The organism is Sphingopyxis sp. USTB-05 (genome assembly GCF_023822045.1).
In the GTDB taxonomy this organism is placed as follows: domain Bacteria; phylum Pseudomonadota; class Alphaproteobacteria; order Sphingomonadales; family Sphingomonadaceae; genus Sphingopyxis.
Genome location: NZ_CP084712.1, coordinates 4,020,984 through 4,046,751, shown reverse-complemented (window position 1 = coordinate 4,046,751; position 25,768 = coordinate 4,020,984). Strand labels below are relative to the sequence as shown.

General features: G+C 64.5%; 17 protein-coding genes. 11 read left to right on the top strand and 6 right to left on the bottom strand.

Annotation, left to right across the window (positions count from 1 at the left end):
- The first annotated feature begins 14 nt into the window (after positions 1–14).
- From KEC45_RS18630 to KEC45_RS18620, 3 genes are all read left to right on the top strand, one after another.
- The gene (locus KEC45_RS18630) at positions 15–2,945 is read left to right on the top strand and encodes a TonB-dependent receptor (protein ID WP_062186403.1); all 2,931 of its coding nucleotides are present in this window, start codon (positions 15–17) and stop codon (positions 2,943–2,945) included.
- Between the two features lie 75 nt (positions 2,946–3,020).
- Positions 3,021–4,667, top strand: coding sequence for an amidohydrolase family protein (locus KEC45_RS18625; RefSeq protein ID WP_062186405.1), 1,647 nt, complete (start codon positions 3,021–3,023; stop codon positions 4,665–4,667).
- Positions 4,668–4,692: 25 nt separating this feature from the next.
- Positions 4,693–6,489, top strand: coding sequence for a DUF885 family protein (locus KEC45_RS18620; RefSeq protein WP_062187080.1), 1,797 nt, complete (start codon positions 4,693–4,695; stop codon positions 6,487–6,489).
- An 80-nt stretch (positions 6,490–6,569) separates the two neighbouring features.
- Here KEC45_RS18620 and KEC45_RS18615 read toward each other — a convergent pair whose 3' ends face one another.
- The 5 genes from KEC45_RS18615 to KEC45_RS18595 form a co-directional block, all read right to left on the bottom strand.
- Positions 6,570–8,411: a gamma-glutamyltransferase family protein gene (locus tag KEC45_RS18615; protein ID WP_062186407.1), complete on the bottom strand. Its 1,842-nt coding sequence runs from the start codon at positions 8,409–8,411 to the stop codon at positions 6,570–6,572.
- A 171-nt stretch (positions 8,412–8,582) separates the two neighbouring features.
- Positions 8,583–10,016, bottom strand: a complete 1,434-nt coding sequence (locus tag KEC45_RS18610; RefSeq protein ID WP_062186409.1) for an amino acid permease — start codon at positions 10,014–10,016, stop codon at positions 8,583–8,585.
- Between the two features lie 47 nt (positions 10,017–10,063).
- The gene (locus KEC45_RS18605) at positions 10,064–10,711 is read right to left on the bottom strand and encodes a GntR family transcriptional regulator (protein WP_062186412.1); all 648 of its coding nucleotides are present in this window, start codon (positions 10,709–10,711) and stop codon (positions 10,064–10,066) included.
- 7 nt (positions 10,712–10,718) lie between these two features.
- Positions 10,719–11,717 carry a 4-hydroxyproline epimerase gene (locus KEC45_RS18600; protein WP_062186414.1) on the bottom strand — a complete coding sequence of 333 codons (999 nt, stop codon included), beginning with the start codon at positions 11,715–11,717 and terminating at the stop codon, positions 10,719–10,721.
- Positions 11,718–11,734: 17 nt separating this feature from the next.
- A complete protein-coding gene (locus tag KEC45_RS18595; protein ID WP_062186416.1) occupies positions 11,735–12,649 on the bottom strand; it encodes a dihydrodipicolinate synthase family protein in 915 nt (304 codons plus the stop codon).
- Positions 12,650–12,697: 48 nt separating this feature from the next.
- On the opposite strand from KEC45_RS18595, the gene KEC45_RS18590 reads away from it, so the two are divergent.
- Positions 12,698–13,972 (top strand): FAD-binding oxidoreductase, encoded by a 1,275-nt coding sequence (locus KEC45_RS18590; RefSeq protein ID WP_062186418.1) that lies wholly within the window; start codon positions 12,698–12,700, stop codon positions 13,970–13,972.
- A gap of 1 nt (position 13,973) precedes the next feature.
- Positions 13,974–15,176: a Xaa-Pro peptidase family protein gene (locus KEC45_RS18585; RefSeq protein ID WP_062186420.1), complete on the top strand. Its 1,203-nt coding sequence runs from the start codon at positions 13,974–13,976 to the stop codon at positions 15,174–15,176.
- Here the strand turns inward: KEC45_RS18585 and KEC45_RS18580 are convergent.
- On the bottom strand, positions 15,173–16,189 hold the full coding sequence (locus KEC45_RS18580) for an Ldh family oxidoreductase (protein ID WP_083436021.1): 1,017 nt from the start codon (positions 16,187–16,189) through the stop codon (positions 15,173–15,175). The two genes, KEC45_RS18585 and KEC45_RS18580, sit on opposite strands and share 4 nt — an antisense overlap.
- Positions 16,190–16,295: 106 nt before the next feature.
- Here KEC45_RS18580 and KEC45_RS18575 point away from each other — a divergent pair, with 106 nt between their 5' ends.
- The 6 genes from KEC45_RS18575 to KEC45_RS18550 all read left to right on the top strand — a co-directional run bounded on the left by KEC45_RS18575 (position 16,296) and on the right by KEC45_RS18550 (position 25,632).
- Entirely contained in the window at positions 16,296–18,683 is a 2,388-nt protein-coding gene (locus KEC45_RS18575) for a glycoside hydrolase family 127 protein (RefSeq protein WP_152682499.1), read from the top strand.
- Between the two features lie 37 nt (positions 18,684–18,720).
- Positions 18,721–20,151 carry a gamma-glutamyltransferase family protein gene (locus KEC45_RS18570; protein WP_252171238.1) on the top strand — a complete coding sequence of 477 codons (1,431 nt, stop codon included), beginning with the start codon at positions 18,721–18,723 and terminating at the stop codon, positions 20,149–20,151.
- Positions 20,109–20,432 carry a gamma-glutamyltransferase gene (locus KEC45_RS18565; RefSeq protein ID WP_252171237.1) on the top strand — a complete coding sequence of 108 codons (324 nt, stop codon included), beginning with the start codon at positions 20,109–20,111 and terminating at the stop codon, positions 20,430–20,432. Before KEC45_RS18570 ends, KEC45_RS18565 begins: the two co-directional genes overlap by 43 nt.
- 17 nt (positions 20,433–20,449) lie before the next feature.
- The gene (locus tag KEC45_RS18560; RefSeq protein WP_062186426.1) at positions 20,450–22,201 is read left to right on the top strand and encodes a DUF885 family protein; all 1,752 of its coding nucleotides are present in this window, start codon (positions 20,450–20,452) and stop codon (positions 22,199–22,201) included.
- A 62-nt stretch (positions 22,202–22,263) separates the two neighbouring features.
- The gene (locus KEC45_RS18555) at positions 22,264–24,012 is read left to right on the top strand and encodes a DUF885 family protein (protein WP_238586815.1); all 1,749 of its coding nucleotides are present in this window, start codon (positions 22,264–22,266) and stop codon (positions 24,010–24,012) included.
- A 33-nt stretch (positions 24,013–24,045) separates the two neighbouring features.
- Positions 24,046–25,632, top strand: a complete 1,587-nt coding sequence (locus KEC45_RS18550; RefSeq protein ID WP_062186429.1) for a S10 family peptidase — start codon at positions 24,046–24,048, stop codon at positions 25,630–25,632.
- Positions 25,633–25,768 lie beyond the last annotated feature (136 nt).

Sequence of the window (25,768 nt, the reverse complement as noted above, 5' to 3'; positions counted from 1 at the left end):
CAGGGAGCGTCCAAATGTCTTACGATCGAACCAATCAGCAGGTCCGTTTTCGCCGCATACTTCTTGCCACAAGTCTCTTGTCGACCATCCTGCTGCCCGGCGCTGCCGCGGCGCAGGTCGCCGCCGATGAAACCGCGGCTGAAGCCCCCACCGAAATCATCGTCACCGGGTCGCGCCTGCAACGCACCGACCTGACCGCGCCGAGCCCGATCACCGTTGTCGGACAGGAAGATGTCCAACTGTCGGGCAACCTAACGCTCGAAAAGACGATGAACGAATTCCCGCAGCTTGCCTCGGGCAACACCTCGACCGTCAACAACGGCGGCGGCGCGGGCGTGCTCACCGCGAACCTGCGCGGTCTCGGCGAAACGCGCACGCTGACGCTGGTCAACGGTCGCCGCTTCATTCCGGCAAACTCGAACGGCTCGGTCGACCTGACCAGCATCCCCGACGCGCTGATCAAGCGGGTCGAGGTGATCACCGGCGGCGCATCGGCCGTTTATGGTTCGGACGCGATCGCAGGCGCGGTGAACTTCATCCTCGACGACAGTTTCGAAGGCCTGCAGATGTCGGCGCAGGCCGGCATTTCGGACCGCGGCGATGCCGCGTCGAAAAAGATCGACATTACCTTTGGCGCCGATCTTGGCGGCGGGCGCGGCAACGTCGCGATTTCGGGCGCCTGGGCGAAGCAGGATCCGATCACGCAGGCCGACCGCCCGTTCGGCAGGGTGCCGCTCGCCGAAATCAACGGCGCACTCGTCTATTCGGGTTCGGGCAATATTCCCGGCACCCGCGTCCCGCTGAGCCAAGCGCAGCGCAATGCGCTCGTCGGCGTCAACATGACGCCAAGTGGCCCCTGCACCTCGATCACCGGCATCCGCTTCGGCGCCGGCGGCACCCCGCTGCCCTATTGCCAGCCCGAGGACACGTATAACTATGCGCCGTTCAACCTGCTTCAGCGTCCGCTCGAACGCATCAACTTCTCGGCCCTGGCGCATTATGATGTCACCGACCATATCACCGCCTATGCCGAGGCCTTTTTCGTCAACGCGCGCAATAATTCGAAACTGGCGCCCGACAGCTTTACGCCGGTAACGCCCGGCGCTGCGTCGTCGACGCTGCTGGTGCCGAACTACGCGACCAGCGCCAGCCTGTCGCCCGCGGTGCGTGATTTCTTCATCAACAATCGCGCGCTCTTCGATGCCGATGGTGACGGTACTGCGGCGGTGGTTGGCGGGGGCCGCCGCGCCGACGAACTCGGCACGCGCGACAGCTTTTTCGAACGCCAGTCCTATGCAATCACAACCGGCCTGCGCGGGGATTTCGACATCGGCAAACAGACCTGGCGCTGGGATGCCTTCTATCAATATCTGCGCAACCGCACCGACACCCGGGCGGAAGGCGTAATCAACCAGACGCGGCTCAGCCTGGGGCTCGATTCGATCGTCAACGGGTCGGGGCAGGTCGTTTGCCGGTCGGGAGTCCCGGGATGCGTCCCCGTCTCGATCTTCGGTCTCGGTTCGATCACGCCCGAAGCCGGCGCCTATCTGACGCCGACGCGTGCCAGCAACGACATCTTCGAACGCCAGGTCGCCGGCGCGTCGCTGAGCGGCACTTTGTTCGATCTGCCCGCGGGGCCGGTCGCGGTCGCGGTGGGCGTTGAATATCGCAAGGACAGCTATCAATCGACGCCAAGCGCCATGGACCTCAACAAGGAATATGGCGCCGCGTCGAACAATGCGCTGTCGGGTTCGTTCGACGTGAAGGAAATCTTCGGCGAACTTCGCATCCCGATCCTGTCGGACACACCCTTCTTCGACACGCTCGCGATCGAGGGTGCGGCGCGCTATTCGGACTATTCGACCGTCGGCGGCGTCTTCACCTGGAAAGCCGGCGGCGAATGGGCGCCGGTCAGCTGGGTCCGTATTCGCGGTGCATATAACAGTGCGATCCGCGCGCCGAACATCAACGAGCTGTTTTCGGCAGTGGGTCAGGGCTTCACCGGGGGCACCGATCCGTGCGCGCGTCCGAACCTGACCGGCGCCGATCCCCGCAGCCAGCAACTGCGCGACTTCTGCGTCGCGCAGGGCGTTCCCGCCGGCGACATCGCGACGTTCACCCAGGCAACGCTGGGGCTGACGCAGGAAACCGGCGGCAATCCCAACCTCGTCGAAGAAAAGTCGAAGACCTATACGATCGGCGCCGTGATCTCGCCGCCGTTCATCCCGCGCCTCAACATCACCGTCGACTATTTTAACGTCGAGGTGAAGGGCGCGATCGCCACGATCAACGCGCAGCAGACGCTGAACGATTGCTACACGGGGCTCAATGCGAACAGCCCGACCTGCCTGTCGGTCTTCCGCCTCTCCAGCGGTCAGATCGACTATGTCCGCACCAACCAGAATAATATCGGTGCGCTCAAGGTCCGCGGTCTCGACGTGCAGGGCGACTACACCATCCCGCTTCCCGCGGCGCTCGGTCAAGACGCCCAGTTGCGCCTGACCGGCGTTGCCAGCTGGCTGTTCGAACGCTCGACGCAGGTGCTCAGCACCGTCGCGCCGCAGGATTGCGCCGGCTTCTATGGCGCGGGCTGCTCGACGGGTACCGGCGGGTTCATCGTTCCGGACTTCAAGCTGAACCTCGGCGCCGCCTACACCAGCGGTCCGCTTGCCATCCGCGGCCAGGCCCGGATGATCGGCGGCCTCAAAGTGTTCCCGACGGTCACCACCACCAATATCAAGACGGCCCCGGCCACCTGGTATTTCGACCTGACCAGCACCTTCGAGATCAACGACAACTTCACCTTCTTCGCCGGCGTCGACAATCTGCTCGACAAGATGCCGCCGATCCTCGGCACCACCTTCGTCGGCGACGCCAACGTCGACGTGTCGCTCTATGACACGCTCGGCCGACGCTATTTCGCCGGTGTCCGGATGAAGTTCTAAAAATGTTGCTCCCGGCCGGCGGTGCGTCCCTGCTCCGCCGGCCTTTTTGTTTCTGCTGATGGAAGGCCCGATTGCATGACCTTCAAACCGCGTCGTATCGCCGCCTTGATGGCGGCCGCTTCGTTATTCGCCGCCCTCCCCGTCACCACCGCAGCGGCGCCCGCGCCGACCGGATCGGCGGCGACCGACGTCATCCCCGCACGCACCGAAGGCATCGGTCCGTTCAAGCGCGTCGTGCTGCGCAACGTCACGATGATCGACGGCACCGGTGCCCCCGCGCAGGGCCCGTTCGATATAGTGATCGAGAATGATCGCATCGCGCAGATCAAGTCGATCGGCGCGCCCGGCGCGATCGATCCCACCGAACGCGCCGCCCCCGGCGATCAGGAGATGGACCTCACCGGCTATTATGTCATGCCGGGTTTCGTCGACGCGCACGTCCATCTTCACTCGCTCAGCGATTCGCAGAAAGTGCCCTCGGACTATATTCTGAAGCTGTGGATGGCTCACGGCATCACGTCGGTCCGCGACCTTGGCAGCGGGCATCCGATCGAATGGCTGGTCGACATCAAGAAACGCAGCGAGCGTAACGAGATCGTCGCGCCGCGCATCGACATCTATCCGATGTTCCACCAGATCCGGGGGCCGGTGAACGACGCCGCGACCGCGCGCGCCGTCATCCAGGAAGCGAAGAAGCGCGGCGCCGACGGCATCAAGTTCATCGGCGGCGCGCCCGAGGATGTGCTCTACGCCGCGATCGACGAGACAAAGAAGCAGGGCCTGCACAGCACGATGCACCATGCGCAGCAACTCGTCGCCTATGCCGATGTGGTCGACACGTCGGGCGCCGGCCTTGAAAGCATGGAGCATTGGTACGGGCTGCCCGAGGCGATGTTCACCGACAAGCGCGTCCAGTCCTTTCCGACCGACTTCATCAACAATGACGAGCAGATGCGCTTCGGCGAAGCCGGGAAATTGTGGGCGCAAACCGCCGAGCCCGGTTCGGACGCATGGAACAAGGTCATGGACACGCTGCTCGAACGCAAGTTCGTGCTCGATCCGACTTTCACCGCCTATCTGACCAGCCGCGACTTCATGCGCATGAGCCGCGCGAGCTGGCACGACGAATATACGATGCCCGCGCTGTGGGACTATTATCGCCCGAGCCGCGTCAATCACGGCGCCTATTGGTTCGACTGGACCACCGAGCATGAGATGGCGTGGAAGGACAATTACCGGCGCTGGATGCGCTTCGTGAACGATTACCAGAACCGCGGCGGCCGGGTCACGATCGGCAGCGACGCCGGCTATATCTATAACCTCTATGGCTTCGGCTATGTTCAGGAGATGGAGCTGATGCGCGAGGCGGGCTTCAGCTCGCTCGAGGTGATCCACGCCGCGACGCAGGAAGGCGCTCGGCTTCTCGGCCATGACGATCAGGTAGGTACGATCCGCGTCGGTCGCAAGGCTGACCTGGTGATCGTCAAGGGCAACCCGCTGGCGAACCTCAAGCTGCTGTTCGGCACAGGCACGGTGAAGCTGAACGACGCGACCGGCAAGGTCGAGCGCGTCGGCGGCGTCGCCTACACCGTCAAGGACGGCATAATCTATGACGCGGCGAAGCTGCGCGCCGAAATCCGCGACATGGTGGCGAAATCCAAGGCCGAGCGCGGCCTGCCGCCGGGACCGATGGTAATTGAAAATGCAGGGACCGCGAACTGAACCGGACGGGCAAAGGGAGAAGATGATGAACGGAGTTTCGGTGGCGCGGACGATCGCGCTGGCGCTGGCGGCCTTCACCGCGCAGGCGGCGATTGCACAGTCGCCTACGTCGGCCAATGCCGATGCGCGGCTCAAGGCGCTGTACGAGCGCGAATGGGATTGGCGCCAGCAACAGGGCTTGCGCAGCGGGCGCGGCGGCGACGGCGACGGCCCGACCCATCTGCCCAAGGTCGACGCCGCGACGCAGAAGGCGCGGCTCGATTACTGGACCAAGGCGCTCGCCGAACTCGACGCGATCCCCGTCGACCAACTTTCGCCCGAGGAAAAGATCAACGCAGCGGTGTTCCGCCAGTCGATCGAAACGATGGCGAACGACATCAAATATAAGACCTATGAGGCGCCCTTCAACGCCGACACCTTCTTCTGGTCGGGGCTGAACCCGCGCAGCGGCGGGTTCGCGACCGCGCAGGCCTATCGCAACTATATCGCCCGGATGCGCGACATCCCGCGTTTCTTCGACGAGCAGACCGCGAATATGCGCGCCGGCCTCGCGCGCGGGTTCAGCGTGCCGCAGATCGCGGTGCAGGGACGCGACGTGACGATCAAGCCGTACCTGCCCGCCGACCAGACCAACAGCTTCTACGACGCGTTCAAGGAAATGCCCTCGACGATCCCCGCCGCCGAACAGGCGTCGCTGCGCGCCGAGGGCGAGAAAGTGATCCGCGAGACCGTCGCGCCCGCCTATGCCAAACTCTACGCCTTCATCCGCGATGACTATATGAAGAAGGCGCGCACCACCCTGGCGGGTGAAAAACAGCCCGACGGCAAGGCCTTTTACCAGGCGCAGATCAAGGGTTTCACGACACTCGACCTGACCCCCGAGCAGATTCACCAGATGGGGCTCAAGGAAGTCGCGCGAATCAAGGCCGAAATGGAGCAGGTCAAGGCGAGCACCGGCTTCAAGGGCGACATGCCGGCGTTCCTGAAATTCCTGCGCACCGACCCGCAATTCTATCCCAAGACGCCGTACGAGCTGCTCGCCAAATCATCTTATGTCGCGAAGCGGATGGACGCGAAGCTGCCCGAGACGATCGGCTTCCTGCCGCGGCGCCGCTTTGCGATCCTGCCGGTACCGCCGGCGCTGGCGCCGATCTATACGGGCGGGCGCGGCGGGCTCGAAAGCTGCCTGATGAACACCTATGATCTGCCGTCGCGGCCGCTCTATACATTAACGGCGCTTACCATCCACGAATGCAATCCCGGCCACAGCTTCCAGTCGGCGGTCGCGCAGGAAGCGACGCGGCGCCCGGCCTTCCGACGCGGCACCGGTTTTTCGGGCTATGGCGAGGGGTGGGCACTCTATTGGGAATGGATGGGCAGCAAGCTTGGCATGTATGAGACGCCGTACGAGGATTTCGGCCGCCTCTCCTATGAGATGTGGCGCGCGTCGCGGCTCGTGATCGACACCGGCATCCACCATTATGGCTGGAGCCGTCAGCAGGCGCAGGACTATCTGCGCGGCAATACCGCGCTGTCCGAACATGAGATCACGACCGAGATCGACCGCTATATCGCGTGGCCCGGACAGGCGCTCGCCTACAAGCTCGGCGAGATGCTGATCCGCCGCAAGCGCGCCGAGGCCGAGGCCGCGCTCGGCGACAAGTTCGACCAGCGCAACTTCCACGATGCGATCCTCGCGCTGGGTTCGGTGCCGCTGCCGGTGCTCGAGGCGCGGCTCGACCAGTTCATCGCCGACGGCGGGGTCAACCCGCCCGGCTTTAACCCTGCGCTGCCGGAGGTCGCCAGCGCCCCTGCGTCCTGAAGAATTCCGTCATCCTGACACTGGGGCGGCCGTAGCGATGCGGTCGCCCTCTTTGTTTCAGGATGACCGGGCCGCCTGGCTCAATAAGCCAGCGCACACCCATCCGCGCGCATCTCGCTGGCCGCGGCATAGACGCGCGTCTTGCCGTCCATGCGATGTTCGACGCACTGATAGCGCCCGAAGCCGCCATCGGACTCGCCCAGAGTCCAGCCGATGTCGGCCAGTTGCCGCTGCGTCGCCGCGGGCACGCCGCTTTCGAGCCGCAGCACGCCATTGATGCCGTCATCGGGCGAATCCTCGCCCATCGTCTCGGACGACCCCTCATGGTGCCAGCGCGGCGAGTCGCCCGCCGCCTGGATCTCCAGCCCATAATCGACGCGGTTGATGACGATCTGCGCCTGGCCCTGCGGCTGCATGTCCCCGCCCATCACGCCAAAGCTCATCCACGGCACGTCGCCGCGTGCGGCGAAACCCGGAATGATCGTCTGGAACGGCCGCTTGCCCGGCGCATAAATATTGGGATGACCGTCAGCCAAGCTGAACAATTGCCCGCGATCCTGGAACATGAAGCCGAGCCCGTCGGCGACGAGTCCCGATCCCATGCCGCGGAAGTTCGACTGGATCATCGACACCATCATGCCGTCCTTGTCGGCGCAGCTGAAATAGGTGGTGTCGCCGCGGCTCGGGGCTTTCCCCGGATAGACCGGCGACAGCAAACGGTCGGGACGGATCAGCTTCGCGCGCTCGGCCGCATAATCCTTTGAGATGAGCCATTCGACCGGAACATTGGCGAAATGCGGATCGGCATAGTAACGCGCGCGATCCTCATAGGCGAGGCGCTTGGCCTCGGCCTGCAAATGGATCGACAGCGCCGACTGGAAGCCGGCGCCCTTCAGGTCGAAATTCTCGAGAATGTTCAGCATCTGCAGCGTCGCGATGCCCTGCGTATTCGCGCCGAGCGCATAGACGTCGGTGCCGCGATAACCGGTCTTGTGCGGCTCGATCCATTCCGACTTGTGCGCGGCAAGATCCTCGTAGCGCAGCCAGCCGCCGATCCGCTTGAAATAGCTGTCGATGGTCCGCGCGATCTCGCCAGAGTAGAATGCGTCGCGGCCGCCTTCGGCGATCAGGCGGAAGGTGCGCGCCAGGTCGGGGTTGCGGAACACCTGCCCCGCATTCGGTCCCTTGCCGTCATTGACGCCCCAGGTGCGCATCGCATTGTCGATTTCCTCGATCCCGCGACCGGGCTGGCGGAAATTGGCGAGCGCGCGGCGGATATAATAAGCGATCATGTCGGGCACCGGCGCGCCGGCCTCGGCATGCGCGATGACGGGTTCGAACAACTCTTTCCACGGCAGTTTTCCGTAACGCTGGTGCATCGTCCACCAGCCGTCGACAGCGCCCGGAACCGAAACGCTGATCGCGCCATAAGCGGGCAATGTCCCGCCCTTGGCGCGCGACCGCACCGTTGCGAGGTCGAGCCCGCGCGGGCTTTTCCCCGATCCCGCAAGCCCGGCGAGCTTCTTCGTCTTCGGGTCCCAGATCATTGCATAGACGTCGCCGCCGATGCCGTTCGCGGTCGGTTCGAGGAGGCCGAGGCATGCATTGATCGCGATCGCCGCATCGACCGCCGACCCGCCGCGCTTCAAAATGTCGATGCCCGCCTGCGTTGCGAGCGGATGCGCGGTGCCGGCGGCACCATGGAGACCATAGGCCGCGGTGCGCGAGGCAAAGCTCGCCCCGACCGGGCGGTCGCCGCCCTGAACGTCGGGCCGGACGAAACGGTCCTCGCCCGCCTCCCACAGCGGCGGTACCGACCCGCTCGCCTTGGGCGCGGGCTTGGGCTGGCCGCCCTGTGCGAAACCCGTGGTCGGCAGCAGTGCGGCGGCCGGAACGGCGGCAAGGAGTGTGCGACGATGCATGAATTCAAATCCTCGTGAAAAAATCATTCTGCGAGATGCGGGCGCGATAGCAAGACCGGATTTGATATACGATCGCAGGGCGCGCAACCCGGAAAGCGAAAGGGCTATGGGGCATCGCTGCACCATAGCCCTTCGTTCGTTCGGCTGGACGGGGATATCGGCCCCGGGACTTCAGATCCCCACCACCGCCTGATCGCGCCGCGCGAGGCTGCGCGCGCGGCCATAAGCGAGATAGACGAGGACGCCGAGGATGTTCCATCCGAGAAAGCGGACCAGCGTCATGCTGGGCAGGCTGAACAGCAGATAGAGGCAGCCGAGCACCGCGAGCGTGCCGACCACATAGGGCGCCGGGCAGCGGAACACGCGCGGCAGGTCGGGTGCCTTCTTGCGCAGTACCATCAGGCAGACGCCGACCGCGATGAAGGCGATCAGCGTGCCGGCATTGGCCAGTTCGGCGATTTCATCGAGGCGGAAGAAGCCGGCCACGGCCGCGACGAAGACACCCGTCACGCCGGTGACGAACACCGGCGTGCCCGTGCGTGCGGACACGCGGCTCAACGATCGCGGCAGCAGGCCGTCGCGGCTCATCACGAAGAAGACGCGGCTCTGCCCGTACATCATTACGAGGATGACCGACGGCAACGCGATGAGCGCTGCCAGCGCGACGAGGTGCGAGGCGGCCGGGTGGCCGAGCGTGCGGAGCACCAGCGCCAGCGGTTCGGGCGAATTGCCGAGCGTCGTATAATGCATCGCGCCGACCGCGCTGATCGCGACGAGCATATAGATGAGCGTGCAGATCGCCATCGACCCGATGATACCGATCGTCAGGTCGCGCTTGGGATTCTTCGTTTCCTCGGCCGAGGTCGCAACCGCGTCAAAGCCGTAAAAGGCGAAGAAGACGATCGCGGCAGCGGCCATCACTCCCTTGGTCGCGCCGCTCGCGTCGACATGGCTGGCAAAGCCATAGGGCATGAAGGGTTGGAGATTGTCGGCGTTGAAAGCGGGCGCTGCAAAGGCGACGAAGATCGACAGCGCGACAAGCTTGATGACCACGAGGATGATGTTGAGCGTCGCGCTCTCGCGCGTCCCGGCCATCAGCATGCCCGCCACGCCGAGCGCGACGAGGACCGCGGGCAGGTTGACGATGCCGCCGGCGTGCGGGCCGGACAGCAGGGCGGGCGGCAGATGGATGCCCGCCGACTGGATCCAGCCGACCAGATAGCCCGACCAGCCGACTGCGACGGTCGAACAGGCCAGCGAATATTCGAGGATCAGGCTCCACCCGACGATCCAGGCGAGCGTCTCACCGAGCACCGAATAGGTGTAGGTATAGGCGCTGCCCGATGTGGGGATCATCGTCGCGAGTTCGGCATAGGCGAGCGCGGCGCAGGCGCAGACCGCGCCCGCGATCGCAAAGGCCAGGATCACCGCGGGGCCCGCCCTCTCGGCGCCGACGCCGGTCAATGTATAGATGCCGGTCCCGACGATCGCGCCCACCCCGAGCGCGACGAGATGCGGCCAGCTCAGCGTGGCGCGCAGGCTATGCCCCGCCTCCTGCTGCGCGACCGCGATGGGCTTTACCGGCCCGAACAAACCTGATGCCACCTGTTGCTCCTCCCTTATATTGGAGCCGACGGCGGCCGGCCCCCTTTTCAGCCGTCGACGAGTTGCTGACGCAGATCGTCGAGTGTCTTGCGGATATGCGCATCGACCAGCACCGTGATCTTGCCGGCGTCGCGCGCCAGCCAGGCTTCGAGTAGCTGGTGATGTTCTTCGTTCGCGCGCTCGTCGCGTCCGAGCGGTTCGAGATGGACGCGGACATAACGTTCGGACAGCACCTGCAGGCGCTCGAGAATGCTGACTGTGATCGGCTGGCCGCACGGGCGGAACAGCGCGCGGTGAAACGCGCGGTTAAAGGCGCCGACGCCGTCGCCATGTTCGTCGGTGACATGGTCAAGCGTTTCGAGCGTTTCGATCGCGTGGGCGTGGTCGGCCTCGGTGGCGCGGAGCGCGGCGAGCGCGGTCGCCTCGGGCTCCAGCTTGATGCGCAGCTCATAAACTTCCCGCGCCTCTTCGGCGCTGAGTGGCCGGACGAAGAAGCCGCGGTTCGCCTGCGAGCGGACCAGCCCTTCCTCTTCGAGACGCGCGAGCGCCTCGCGCAGCGGTATCTTGCTGACGCCGAGTTCGGCCGCGAGTGCGTCCTGACGGATTGCATGGTCGCTGGAAACGGCACCCGAAAGGATGCGGTCGCGGACAAGGTCCACCAGCTGGTCGGACAGGTTTCTGATGATGAGGCTCATAACAGCCTCATAGCACCGAAAATCCATTCCAGAAGCTGTCAGCGTGATCGACCCAGATCGTGTTGAATCCGGTGGCGATCGCCGACCCTTCGATCGAGGGAATGATGCCCGGCGTATCACCGAGCATCGCGCTGTCCTCGACCCGGCCGATGAAGCGGCTGCAGATATAGCTTTCGTGGACGAAATGGTCGCCAACCTGCAGCCGTCCCTTGGCAACGAGCTGCGCCATCCGCGCTGACGTGCCCGTACCGCAAGGGCTGCGATCGATCGCGCGTTCGCCATAAAAGACCGCGTTGCGGCCGTCGGCGCCTTCGCCCTTGGGCCGGTCGGTCCACATGACATGGCTGATGCCACGGATACGGTCGTCAACGGGATGTACCGGTTCGTACGCGGCCTGCATCAGCGACCTTATGGTGCGGCTCAGATCGACGATCCGCGACGCACCGAGCGCCTCAAGACCGATATACGGACCCTGGGGCTCGATGATCGCGTAATAATTGCCGCCATATGCGACATCGACCTTTAGCCGGCCAAAGCCGGGGACGTCGATTTCGATGCCCTCGGCCGCGAGATAGGAGGGGACGTTGCGGATGCGCACCCACGACACACGGTCGCCCTCTGTGCCATATTCGATATCGATGATACCCGCCGGAACCTCGACGCGCAGCTTGCCGGGCACGCGCGGGGTGATCAGCCCGTTCTCGAGCCCGAAGGTGACAAGGCCGATCGTCCCGTGGCCGCACATCGGAAGGCAGCCGCTCGTTTCGATGAACAATATGCCGATGTCGCTGTCCGGCTGGGTGGGCGGGTAAAGAAACCCGCCCGACATCATGTCATGCCCGCGCGGCTCGAAGCAGAGGCTGGTCCGGATCCAGTCGAACCGATCGAGAAAATCCTGACGCCGCTCGCCCATCGACCCTCCGCGGACGAGCGGCGCGCCACCGGCGACCAGCCGGACCGGATTTCCGGCAGTGTGGCCGTCGATGCAGAAGAAAGTGTGGCGCATGGACGCTCCCTGGCCCTTTATGCCGCGATCTTGCTTGGCTGGGTCGCCGCGCATTTTTCGACCATCGCGATCACATCCTTGCGGCGCTGGCCGGCGAGCGGCAGGCGCGGCATGCGGACGCGTTCGGAGCCGCGCCCCATGATTTCTTCGGCGAGCTTGATCGACTGGACCAAATCATGATCGGCGTCGAGGTGAAGCAGCGGCATGAACCAGCGATAGATCGCCAGCGCCTCGTCATATTTGCCCTCGTTGAACGCTTCGACAAGACGGACAGATTCGGTCGGGAAGGCGCTGGTCAGGCCCGAGACCCAGCCGCTGGCGCCGAGGAACAGGCCTTCGAGCGCGACGTCGTCGAGCCCTGCCATCACCGTATAGCGGTCGCCGAAGCGGTTGAACACGTCGGTGAAGCGGCGCGGATCGGGCGCGCTTTCCTTGATCGCGACGATATTGGACACGTCGCGCAGCGCCTCGAGCGTCGCGAAATCGACGTCGACACGGTACGCGGGCGGGTTGTTATAGAGCATGATCGGCAGCGAGGTCGCTTCAGCCACCGCACGGAAATGCGCCTGCAGTTCCTCGGGCGTCGGCACATAGACCATGGCGGGGAGCAACATGATCGCATCGGCACCCAGCTTTTCGGCGTCCTTCGCATATTGGATCGCGCGCGCCGTGGTGAATTCGGACACACCGGCGACGATGGGCACGCGCCCCGCGACCGCCTCGACCGCGCCCTGGAGTATGTTGCGCTTTTCGTCGGGTTCGAGCGAATTATTCTCGCCGCACGTGCCGAGAATGATGAGCCCGGTCACCCCGTCGTCGACAAGCGCGCTCTGCACACGCTGGGTTGCATCATAATCGACCGACAGATCTTCGGCGAATTGAGTGGTAGCTGCGGGATATACGCCTTCCCACAGTGTCCTTATCACGCTCATTCATTACCTCCGTTGAAGCTTCGGATCGTATACGGTATATGATACAAGATGCCAAATGATTTTCCATCCCGCCCGTCCAACCCGCAAAATGCCGTCGTAATCGGCGGCGGCGTCGTCGGACTCGCCACCGCGATCGCGCTGCAAAAGCGTGGTATTTCAGTCATATTGATCGATTCGCCCCCGGCATCCCCTGCCGCATCATGGGGCAATGCGGGGCATATCGCCATCGAACAGGTCGAACCGCTCGCATCGCGCGCGACGATCCGCTCGATGCCGCGCCGCCTGTTCTGGCGCGGCGGGGCGTTGTCCTTGCCGTGGCGCGATATCGGCGCCTGGCTGCCCTTTTCCCTTCGGCTGGTCGCGGCGACGCGCCCCGCGCGCTTCGCGGCGGGACGAAAGGCACTTGGCGAGGTGCTTGGCGATGCGATGGGTGCGTGGCGCCGGCTGCTGAACCGAATCGGAGCAAGCGACCTCTTGATCGAGGATGGCCATTTCATCCTTTGGGAAAGCGAAGAGAGCGCCCAAGCGGGCCGCGCGCATTGGGCGACGACCGACATCGGGCAAGCGCATATGCGCGATGCAACGCCGGCCGAGCTGGAACAGTTGGCGGCACTCACCTCAGTCGCAATAGGCGGCGCGGTGCATATTTCGGGATCGGGCCAGATCGCTGACCTTGATGCGCTGGGCAGGGCGCTACGCGCCGCATTCGACGCCGCCGGGGGCTTGCGAATCGAAACGAAGATCGACCGCCTGAAGATTGAGGATGGTCGTGCCATCGCCATAGCCGCCGACGGGGCGCACCACGCCGCCGATGCAATGGTGATCGCGGGCGGCGCCGGGTCAGGGGCGCTGATGGCGTCGATCGGCCAGCGTGTGCCGATCATCGCCGAGCGTGGCTATCACATCCAGTCGGCGGATACCGGATGGCCGCAGGGCATGCCGCCGGTCGTATTCGAGGACCGGTCGATGATCGTCACCCGTTTTCGCTCGGGACTGCGCGCCGCGAGCTTCGTCGAATTCGGCCGCGGCGCCAGCCCCGCCGATCCGCGCAAATGGGCGCGGCTGCGCAGCCATGTCGCGGCGCTTGGCCTGTCATTCGGCCTGCCCGGTGCCGAATGGATGGGCGCGCGGCCGACCTTGCCCGACTATCTGCCCGCGATCGGGCGGAGCGACCGTGCAGCGAACCTTTTCTATGCGTTCGGGCACCAGCATCTGGGCCTGACCCTCGCGGCGACCACCGGCGATGCTATTGCCGCGCTGGTTACGGGCGACGCGCCGCCCTTCGATCTTTCCCCCTTCGACCTCAAGCGTTTTGGAGCCTGACATGAGCAATGGAATCGGCGGATCGACCGCCGCACAGGAACTTGCCGACATCACCCTCTGGGCGAATCGCGCCGCGCCGATCGCGGCGGCGGAACGCGAGCAGCGCATCGAAAAGGCGCGGCGGCTGATGCACGCGAACGGCGCGGATGCGCTGTTGATCGGGGCGGGCGCTAGCCTGCGCTATTTCGCCGGCATCCCGTGGGGCGCAAGCGAAAGGCTCGTCGCGATGCTCTTGCCGCGCACGGGAAAACCCATCGTGATCGCGCCCGCGTTCGAACTCGGAACGCTAGAGGCTGACCTCAAGATCGAAGTAGAATTGCGATTGTGGGAGGAAGACGAGAGCCCGTCCGCGCTCGTCGTCGGCGCTTTGCAAGACGTCGGCGCGGCGACGCTTGCGATCGATCCGGCGATGGCATTCCTGTTTGTCGACCGTATTCGGCGCGCGGGCCCTTCGCTCGATATCATCGATGGCGGCCCGATCGTCGACGGATGCCGGATGCAGAAGTCGGCGGCCGAACTCGCGCTGCTCCAACAGGCGAAGTCGATGACGCTCGAAGTGCATCGCCGCGCCGCGCGCATCCTTGCCCCCGGCATCCGCGCGAGCGAGGTAACGCGTTTCCTCGACGAAGCGCACCGTGCGATCGGGGCGCCGGCCGGCAACAGCTTCTGCATCGTCCAGTTCGGCCGTTCGACGGCGTTCCCGCATGGACTGCCGGGCGACGCCGAGTTGCGGGAGGGCGAGGTCGTGCTGATCGACGTCGGCTGCGTCATCGAAGGCTATCATTCGGACATCACGCGCACCTATGTCTTTGGCGACGCGACCGAGGAACAGCGGCATATCTGGTCGCTCGAAAAGGAAGCGCAGGCCGCGGCATTCGACGCAGCGCTGCCCGGCGAACCATGCGAGTCGGTCGACGCCGCGGCGCGCGCGGTGCTAGAAAAGGCGGGGCTCGGCCCGGATTATCGCCTGCCCGGCCTGCCGCACCGTACGGGCCACGGTATCGGGCTGTCGATCCACGAGCCCGCCTATCTGGTGCGCGGCGACACGACGCCGCTCGCGCCCGGCATGTGCTTTTCGAATGAGCCCATGATTGTCCTGCCCGACCGCTTCGGCGTCAGGCTGGAGGATCATTTCTATATGACCGAGAGCGGCGCCAAGTGGTTCACCGAACCCTCGCCCGCGATCGACCGGCCGTTCGGCTAGTCGAGCAGGGCGCGCACGTCGTCGTAGAGTTGACGCGGCACCTGTACGCCGTTCGCGAGGCTGCGCGCGCGCGCCTCGAAACGGCGCTGCGACGGTAGCCGCGCACCCTGTCCGGTGATGGCGTCGAAAACCGCCTCGGCACGTTCGATATGCTTTGCCGCCTCCGCGCCAAGGAAACCCGCGGGATCGATCGCGAGGATGAATTCGCCGCCGATCGGCGATGAACCCGCACCATCATCGAGCGCGATCGATTCGGCGCTGGTAAGATCGCCGATCAGCGGACCCGCGATCAGTTCGACCATCGTCGCAAGCGCTGATCCCTTATGCCCGCCAAAGGTCAGCATTGCGCCGTCCAGCGCCGCCTTGGCATCGGTTGTCGGGCGTCCTTCGGTATCGATGCCCCAGCCCTCGGGAATCGGCTTGCCCGCGCGGCGATGGAGTTCGATCTCGCCGCGCGCGACCGCGCTCGTCGCGAAATCGAAGACATAGGGATAATCGCCCGGGCGCGGCCACCCGAACGCTATCGGGTTCGTGCCGAACAGCGGCTTGATGCCGCCAGCGGGCGCGACCCAGGCGTGGCTGGGGGTGCAGGCGAAGGCGACAAGGCCCGCGGCTGCAACCGCCTCGACCTCGGGCCAGAGTGCCGCGAAGTGAACGCAATTATTGATCCCGAGGGCAGCTATCCCATTGTGCCGCGCCTTTTCGACGAGGGTCGGCAGCCCTTGCCCGAATGCGGTTTGCGCAAAACCGCCGCCCGCATCGACCCGGACCAGCGCGGGCGCCACATCTTGCACGATGGGCACGGCGTCCTTCACCACCTTGCCGGTCTTCAGCGTGTTGACGCAAACGAGCAGGCGATAAATCCCGTGACTCGCGCATTCGTCGCGTTCGCCAGCGACGATCGTTTCGGTCACCGCCACCACATGCTGCGGCGCAAGCCCGTGGTGCGTCAGGATTTCGCGCGACAGCGCTGCCACTTCATCCAGCGAAAGTCGGACTTTTTCGTCGTTCATGGGTGCTCTCACAGCAAATGTTCCAAGAGCCATTATAGCCGCTTGCTAAATTCGTATACTATATAATATGCTGTTGCCAAGGCGAGCGAAGACTCAGGGGAGCATGATGCAAATATGGCACGTCGATCGCCGTACCCTGCTTGCGGGCGCCGCGTCGATTGCGCTTGCCCCCGTTTTGGCTCGCGCCGCGACGGGCGCAGCATCTGCTTTCAGTCCCGCCAAACCCTTGCCGCTCTCCGCCGTCCGGCTGCTTCAATCGCCTTGGCTCGAGGCAATCGAGGGTAATCGGCGCTATCTGCACGCGCTCGAACCTGACCGACTGCTCCATAATTTCCGCACCAGCGCCGGGCTCGAACCCAAAGGAGCCGTCTATGGCGGGTGGGAAAGCGACACGATCGCCGGGCACAGCCTGGGACATTATCTGACCGCCGTATCGTTGATGTACGCTCAGACGGGTGATGAGGAATGCAAGCGGCGCGCGGACTATATCGTGGGCGAACTCGCCGCGGCACAGGCGGCGCATGGCGACGGCTATGTCGCGGGCTTCACGCGCAAGCGCGGCGATGTGGTCGAGGACGGAAAGGCGATCTTCGCCGAACTGAAACGCGGCGACATCCGTTCGATGGGGTTCGACCTCAACGGCTGCTGGGTGCCCTTTTACAACTGGCACAAATTGTTCGCCGGGTTGTTCGATGCGCAGGAACTTTGCGGCAATGCCAAGGCGCTGCCGGTCGCGACGGGGCTCGGCACCTATATCGACGGCGTATTCGCCGCGCTGAACGATCAGCAGGTGCAGCAGGTTCTCGATTGCGAACATGGCGGGATCAACGAAAGCTTCGCCGAACTGCACGCGCGGACGAAAGACCCGCGCTGGCTGCGCCTTGCCGAACGGCTGCGCCACCGCAAGGTTCTCGATCCGCTAAGCGAAGGCAGGGATTCGCTGCCTTGGATCCATGCGAATACCCAGATCCCGAAGATCATCGGCCTTGCCCGCCTGCACGAACTCACCGGCAAGGCGGGCGACGCCGATGCGGCGCGCTTCTTTTGGGAAACCGTGATCCGCGACTATAGCTATGTCATCGGCGGCAACGCGGACCGCGAATATTTCCCCGCGCCGCGGACGATCTCGAAACATATCACCGAGCAGACGTGCGAAAGCTGCAACAGCTATAATATGCTCAAGCTTACTCGCCATCTCTATGGCTGGCGGCCCGAGGCCCGGCTGTTCGATTATTATGAGCGCGCGCATACCAACCATATCCTTGCGCATCAGGACCCGGCGACGGGAATGTTCGCCTATATGGTGCCGCTCATGTCGGGGACGGCGCGTACATTCTCGAAGCCCTTCGACGATTTCTGGTGCTGCGTCGGATCGGGGATGGAAAGCCACGCCAAGCATGGCGATTCGGTGTGGTGGCAGAGCGGCGATACGCTGCTCGTGAATCTCTACATCGCATCGACCGCGACATGGGAAAGCCAGGGCGCGGCATTCCGCATGGAAACCGCCTATCCGTTCGGCGAGCGGATCGACCTGACGCTTGAAACGCTGGACCGTCCGCGCGACTTCGCGGTCGCGCTACGCATTCCGGGCTGGTGCGAAGGCGCAACGCTGACGTTGAACGACAAGCCTATGCCCGCCGGCACTCCCGGCGATTATGCCGTGATCCGCCGCCGCTGGGCCAAGGGCGATCGCATCGCGCTGACGCTGCCGATGCGGCTGCGCAGCGAAAGCGCGAATGATGATCCGTCGACCGTCGCGCTGCTCCACGGTCCCGTCGTGCTCGCCGCCGACCTCGGGCCGGCCGACCGGCCATTCGACGGGCCTGCCCCCGCGCTTGTCGCTGCCGATCTGCTCGCGGGTTTCGCGCCAGTCGATGCCGCCGCCGGGCGGTTTCGCACCACCGGCATCGCGCGGCCCGCCGACCTCAGCTTCGCGCCTTTCTTCCAACAGCGTCATCGCCGCACCGCGGTCTATTTCAAAAGCTTCGACGACGCCGGCTGGGCGCGCGAGCAGGTCGCCTTCGCTGCCGAACATGCGCGGCAGCAGGATCTCGCGCGGCGTTCGGTGGACGTGATGAACCTCGGCGAAATGCAGCCCGAGCGCGACCATGAGCTGACCGCCAAGAACAGCTATGCCGTCACCTATCGTGGACGCCACGGGCGCGATGCGCGCACTTTCGGCTTCTTCGAATATCGGGCGAAGGTGCGTCCCGGTCCGCTCGTCCTGCAGGCGACCTATTGGGGCGAAGAGCGCAACAAGCTGTTCGATATCCTCATCGACGGGACGAAGATCGTGACGCAGGCGCTCGACGGCGGGCATCCCGGCGACTTCTTCACGATCGATTATCCGATCCCGGCCGACCTGACCCGCGGCAAGGACAGCGTCATGGTTCGCTTCCAACCGGCCAATGACACGACACGTTGCGGCCCCGTTTTCGGTGTCCGCATCTTCACGCCCGCTTCGGCCCCCGAAACAACCAAAGGGACGGTCTGACGCACGCATATCTGCCAATGAAACAGGGGGTCGCAAAATGGACAGACGCTATCGACTGCTCGTCACGCTCGGGCTTGTGATATTTACGGCACCGACGCTCGCACAGGAACAGGGCGCCAAGCCCGCGGTCCACGCCAAATCGGCGATGGCCTCCTCGTCCAACCCCACGGTGACCAAGGCGATGGTCGAGGTGATGAAGAAAGGCGGCACCGCGCTCGACGCCGTGCTGACCGCGGTCCCGATGCAGGCGGTGATCGAGCCCCAGATGACGACGCTCGCGGGTGGGGTCTCGATCCTCTATTATGACGCAAAGACGAAAGAATATCATTATCTCGATGCCGAACTCGACCATACGAAGGATGCGCAGGTCGGCGGCGGCTGGGCGCAATATACCGGCGGCGGCGGCGAACGGCTGCCCGACACATCAGGCAAGCGCATCGGAATTCCCGGCACCGTCGCGGGGCTGAAGGCGGCGGCGGACCGCTTCGGGACGCTCAAATGGGCCGACTATTTCGCCCCTGCGATCAAGCTCGCCGACGATGGCTATCCGATGTATTCCTTCCTCTATGGCGAACTCGCCGAAGCGGCGCTGACGCGCCTTTCCGCCTACCCGTCGGGGCGCGAGGAATATCTGCCCGACGGCTATGTCCCGCCCGTCGGCACGATCGTGAAGCATCCGCGCCTCGCACAGGCGATGCGCCGCATTGCGGCCGAGGGGCCGTCGTACATCTACACCGGCGAATGGGCGCAACGCTTCGTCGCCGCGGTGCGCGCGACCGGCGGCGGGCTGACAGCGGAAGAGCTTGCCGGGTACAAGGCACGCTGGGAAACCCCGCTCCGTTCAACCTACAACGGTTATGAGATCATCGGCGCGCCGCCGCCGTCGACCGCCGGCACGCTGATCTCGATGGTGCTCAACGTCGCCGAAAATTACGACCTCAAGGCGCGGCCGCATTATTCGCAGTCGGCCGAGGCACTCGAACTGATCCGCCGCGCGTTCGGTTATGCCGAAACGGCGACCGATGAATTCGTGCGCGATCCGCTGAGCTATGACGTGCCGACCGAGATGCTGTTGTCGAAAGACAATGCAAAGCGCTTCGCCGCGCAGGTGACCGCCAGCTTGCCCAAACCGGCAGCAACATCGCCGCAGGCCGCAGCGACGCCGGGAGGCGCGCTCGAACTCGCGGCCGATTTCAGTACCCACGACCGCCATTCGACCGACACCAACCATCTCGTGGCGGTCGACGCGCAGGGCAACATGGCCTCGGTCACCCACTCGGTTTACGGCAGCACCTTCGCGACCGGCATGGTCGTCGACGGGATCGCGATGAACAGCGGCAACAATTTCCCCGGCAATACCGCCGGCCCCGGTCGCCGCGTCATTTCGCCCTTCCCGCCGACGATGGTCGCCAAGGACGGCAAGCCGTGGATGACGATCGGGGCCCCGGCCTGTCGTCGCGCGCGGTGACGATCACGCTGATCAACCTGCTCGGTTACGGCATGCCGCTCGAGCAGGCGGTCGACGCGCCGCGTTTCCAGGGATCGCAGGCCGGCGTGCCGATGGTGATCGAAAGCCGCGTGACGCAAGCGGTGCGCGACGAACTCAAGACGCGTTACGGCGTCAATGTCCGCCCGACTGCCCCCTATAATTGGCACTTCGGATCGATCCAGGCGATCCAGCGCAATCCCGACGGCAGCCTGACCGGCGTTGCCGACCCCCGCCGCGCCGGCCTTGCCGCCGGCTACTGATCAACAGGAGAGAGAAGATGCGATATTTCGCCGCCGCCGCGCTGGCTGTCACCGCGCTCGCGACCGCCACCCCCGTCTTTGCACAGGCGACGACCCAATCGGCGACCGCCTCGGCCGACGCGCGGCTGAAGGCGCTTTATGACGCCGAATGGCAGTGGCGTACCAAGGAACTCGCGCTCGACCCCGACGGCGAACGCGAAGGCAGCGACCGTCTGCCGAACGTCGACGCCGCGAGCCAGGCGCGCCGCGCCGCCTATTGGGGCAACGCGCTGGCCGAGCTCAACAAAATCCCCTTCGACCAGCTCTCGCCCGAAGAGCGGATCAACGCCGAAGTATTCAAGACCGCGCTCGAGGAGTTTGCGCTCGAACAGAAATATCGCGAGTTTGAGGATCCATTCGGTTTCTGGACGTGGATCGCGCCGCGCGGCGGATTGTCGGGGGCACAGGCCTATCGCAACTATATCAAGCGCCTTGGCGACATGCCGCGCTATATCGACGAGCAGATCGTCAACATGCGCGCGGGCCTCAAGCGTGGCTTCACCAAACCGCGCGTTTCGCTTGCGGGCCGCGATGCGCCGATCGCGCCATTGGCCGACCCCAATGTCGACAAGAATCCGCTTTTCACCAGCTTCGCCGCGATCCCCGGCAATATTCCCGAAAGCGAGCGCGCCGCCCTCGTCGCCGAGGGCCGCGCCGCGGTTGCGGCGGCAGCGCCCGCTTTCGCCAAGCTCCGCGCGTTCGTGCGCGACGAATATATCCCCAACGCGCGCGTCCCGATCGCGGGGGAGGCGCTGCCCGACGGCAAGGCCTATTATGCCGCGAAAATACGCCAATATACGACGCTCGACCTGACGCCCGAGCAAATCCACGAAATCGGGGTCAAGGAGGTCGCGCGGATCGACGCCGATATGCAGGCGACGATGAAGAAGTCGGGATGGACGGGCGATTTCGCCGGCTTCCTCCACTTCCTAAAGACCGACCCGCAGTTTGCCGCCAAGTCGCCGTACGAACTGATGGCGAAATCGGCCTATGTCGCGAACAAGATCAACGGCCAGCTCAAATTCCTTGTCGGTCATCTGCCACGCTATCGCTTCACGATCCGTCAGACGCCGGACAATATCGCGCCCTTCGCGACCGGCGGCAACGGCGGGCTCGAAAGCTGTTTGATGAACACATATAACCTCCCGGCGCGGCCGCTCTATACGATCCCGCCGCTGACCGCGCACGAATGCGCACCCGGCCACAGCTTCCAGGCCGCACTCGCGCTCGAGGCGCCCGACCGGCCGCAGATCCGCCGCACCACCTATTTCTCGGGCTATGGTGAGGGCTGGGGGCTCTATACCGAATGGCTCGGCATTCAGATGGGCATTTACGAGACGCCCTATGACGAGTTCGGCCGCGAAACCTATGAAATGTGGCGCGCCGCGCGGCTTGTCGTCGACACCGGGCTGCATCACAAGGGCTGGACGCGCCAGCAGGCGCTCGATTTCATGAAAGCGCATACCGCCTTGTCGGATCATGAGGTCACGATCGAGGTCGACCGTTACATCAATGACCCGGGGCAGGCGCTTGCCTACAAGCTCGGCGAGATGCTGATCCGCCGCAAGCGCGCCGAGGCCGAAGCAAAGCTTGGCGCCAATTTCGATCAGCGCTGGTTCCACGACACGTTGCTCGGGCTAGGGTCGGTGCCGCTGCCGACGCTCGAACGCGTACTCGACGAGTGGATCGCGGGCGGGGGCAAGAACCCCAATCCCGAACCGGCCGCCTGATTTTTCCGATGAGGAGACGAATATTGCTTACCCGCACGATCCTGCTTTCGACCCTCGCTTTCCTGCCGCTTGCGCCCGCTGCGGCAGAGGCGCCCGCCGCGGCTGCCCCTTTGGCCGCGGCGGCCACGCCGGGAAGCGCTGACGCCCGGCTGAAGGCGCTCTATGAAGAGGAATGGGCGTGGCGGCAGAAAGAATTTGCCCGCCGCGTCGGCGATCCGCCCTTCACCGCCTCGGCCGACCATCTGCCGCGCGTCGATGCGGCAACGCAGGCGGCACGGCAGGCCTATTGGAAAAAGACGCTCGCCGCGCTCGATGCGATTCCGGTCGATCAATTGTCGGAGAATGAGAAGATCAACGCCGCGGTGCTGCGCACCAGCCTCGAGGCGTTCGTCGCCGAAGGCAAATATCGGACGTGGGAGATGCCGTTCAACGCCGACAGCCAGTTCTGGTCGGGGCTGAGCGCGCGCGACGCCTGGCCGTCGCTCGAAGAATATCAGCGCTACATCGGCCGCATGCGCGACATTCCCCGCTATTTCGACGAGCAGATCGTCAACATGCGGGCGGGGCTCAAGCGAGGGTTCAGCGTACCGCGTGCCTCGCTCGAAGGACGCGACGCGACGATCGCGGCCTATGTCGATACCGATCCGGCGAAAAATCCCTTCTACAGCGCCTTCGCCAAAATGCCCTCGACGATCCCTGCGGCCGATCAGGAACGGCTGCGCGCCGAAGCGCAGCAGGTGATTTCGGGGGCAGTCGCGCCCGCCTACGCCAAGCTGCTGACCTTTTTCAAAGACGAATATCTGCCGAAGGCGCGCACCACGCTCGCCGCCGAAGCGATGCCCGACGGCAAGGCTTTCTATCAGGCGCAGATCAGGGAATATACGACCACCGCGCTGACCGCCGAAGAGATCCACCAGATCGGTCTCAAGGAAGTCGCGCGGATCACCGCCGAAATGGAACAGGTGAAGGAAAAGGCCGGGTTCAAGGGCGACCTTGCTGCCTTCATCCACTTCCTGCGCACCGATCCGCAATTTTATGCGAAGACGCCCGAGGAACTGCTCGCCTTCTCGGCGCTTGTCGCGAAACGCGCCGACGGTCAGCTCAAATATACCATCGGCTTCCTGCCGCGTTACCGCTTCACCATCCTGCCGGTGCCCGACGCGATCGCCCCAACCTATACATCGGGACGCGGTGGGCTCGATGCGTGCCTGATGAACACCTATGACCTGCCTTCGCGCCCGCTGTACCAGATCCCCGCGCTGACGCTCCACGAATGCGTCCCCGGGCACAGCTTCCAGGCTGCGGTCGCGCTCGAGACGACGAAATGGCCGGCGTTCCGGCGCCAGACCTATTTCTCGGGCTATGGCGAAGGCTGGGGGCTCTATACCGAATGGCTCGGCACCAAGATGGGCATCTATCGCACGCCCTATGAGGATTTCGGACGGCTGTCGTTCGAGATGTGGCGCGCCTCGCGGCTCGTCGTCGACACCGGCGTTCATCATTATGGCTGGAGCCGCGAAAAGGCGATCGACTATCTTGCGAGCCACACCGCGCTCGCTCGCCACGATGTCGAGACCGAGATCGACCGCTATATCAGTTGGCCGGGGCAGGCGCTCGCCTACAAGCTTGGCGAAATCACGATCCGACGCCTGCGCGCCAAGGCAGAGGCCGAGTTGGGGCCAAAGTTCGACCAGCGCAAATTCCACGATACCTTCCTCGCCTTGGGGTCGGTGCCGCTGCCGGTGCTCGAACAACAGCTCGAAAAATTCATCGCCGACGGCGGCGAGGGCCCGACCGCGGTCGCGCCCTGATCCCATAAACCGACACATCCCCAGGAGAGATCCATGCGTATGAACCGCACCCCGCTTGTCGTCGCGCTCGCCGCGGCGCTCGCCTTTCCCGCCGCCGCGCAGGACAAGAATGCCGAAACCGGCAAGAGTGAAAGCGCCAAGGCCGATACGAACGAACCCGAAGAGGATATCGCGCGCGCCAGCGCCGAGGAGGATGCGCAGCCGAAACGCGGCAGCGTGACGGTCGCGGGGCGGACGATCGCTTATACCGCCACGCCTGGCACGCTCACGATCCGCAACGACGACGGGGAAGCGGTCGCGAGCATGTTCTATGTCGCCTATGTCGCCGACCGGCCCAAGGGCGCTGCGCCGCGGCCCGTGACCTTCACCTTCAACGGCGGGCCGGGATCGTCGAGCATGTGGCTGCACATGGGATCTATCGGCCCGGTGCTCGTCGAAACGCCGACCGCCGGCAGCACCGCACCCGCGCCCTATCGCATCCGCAGCAATCCCGAGACGCTGCTCGACAAGACCGACATAGTCTTCCTCGACGCCATCGGCACCGGCCTGTCGCGCCCGATCGGCAAGTCGAAGGGCCCCGAATTCTGGGGCGTCGATCAGGATATCGACGCCTTTTCACGCGGCATCATGCGCTACCTTACGATCAACGACCGATGGGACAGCCCGAAATTCCTGTTCGGCGAAAGCTATGGCACGCTGCGCGGCGCCGGCCTCGTCTATGCGCTTCAGCAACGCGGCGTCCAGATGAACGGCGTCGTCCTGCTGTCGTCGATCCTGAACTATGGCGTGCGCCAGCCGGGCTACGACCAGATCTACCTGACCTATCTGCCGACCTATGCCGCGACCGCTTGGTATCACAACCGGCTGCCCAACAAGCCCGCCGCGCTCGAACCCTTCCTGACCGAAGTGCGGCAATGGACGACGGGCCCCTACGCCTCCGCGCTCGCCAAGGGATCGGACCTCGGCGACGAGGAACGCAACGCCGTCGCGCAGCAGATGAGCGCCTATACCGGCCTGTCGGTCAAATATATCCTCGACGCCGACCTGCGCGTCGAGCTCTCGCGGTTCCGCAAGGAACTGATGCGCGACCAGAAGCGGACGGTCGGCCGGCTCGATTCGCGTTTCGTCGGCATCGACGTCGATGCAGCGGGCGAAGGCCCCGAATTCGACACGACCGACGCGGCGATCAGCGGGCCCTATGTCGGCGCGCTCAACAAATATCTGTTCGGCACGCTCGGCTACAAAACCAAACTCAGCTACCGCCCGAATTATTACGTCAAGATCGGCGGCGGCAACTGGGATCAGCGCCATCGCGCGCCGGGCGGGCGGCAGGGCGGGGCGCAGATGGCGCTCGCCAACACCGCGCTCGACCTGTCGGCGGCGATGCGCCAGAACCCCTATCTGAAAGTGCTGTCACTCAACGGCTATTACGACATGGCGACGCCCTTTTTCGGCGCCGAATATGATCTGAAGCATATGCAGATCGACCCGTCGCTGCGTCAGAACCTGACCTATCATTATTATGAATCGGGCCACATGGTCTACATCAACCCCGCGGTGATCGGGCAGTTCAAGAAGGATCTCGACGCCTTTTACGACAGCGCAACGCCGGGTGGGTGAAAGGCGACGAGTCTGGAATCCACCCCAAACACGCACCGCATCAAATTAGGCCTTTCCTACATTATCCGGCTGTGTCAGCCTTCATCCGGCTCTTTCATTTGGTGAACAAAAACGGTCGCTGCCCGGCTTGCAGGTA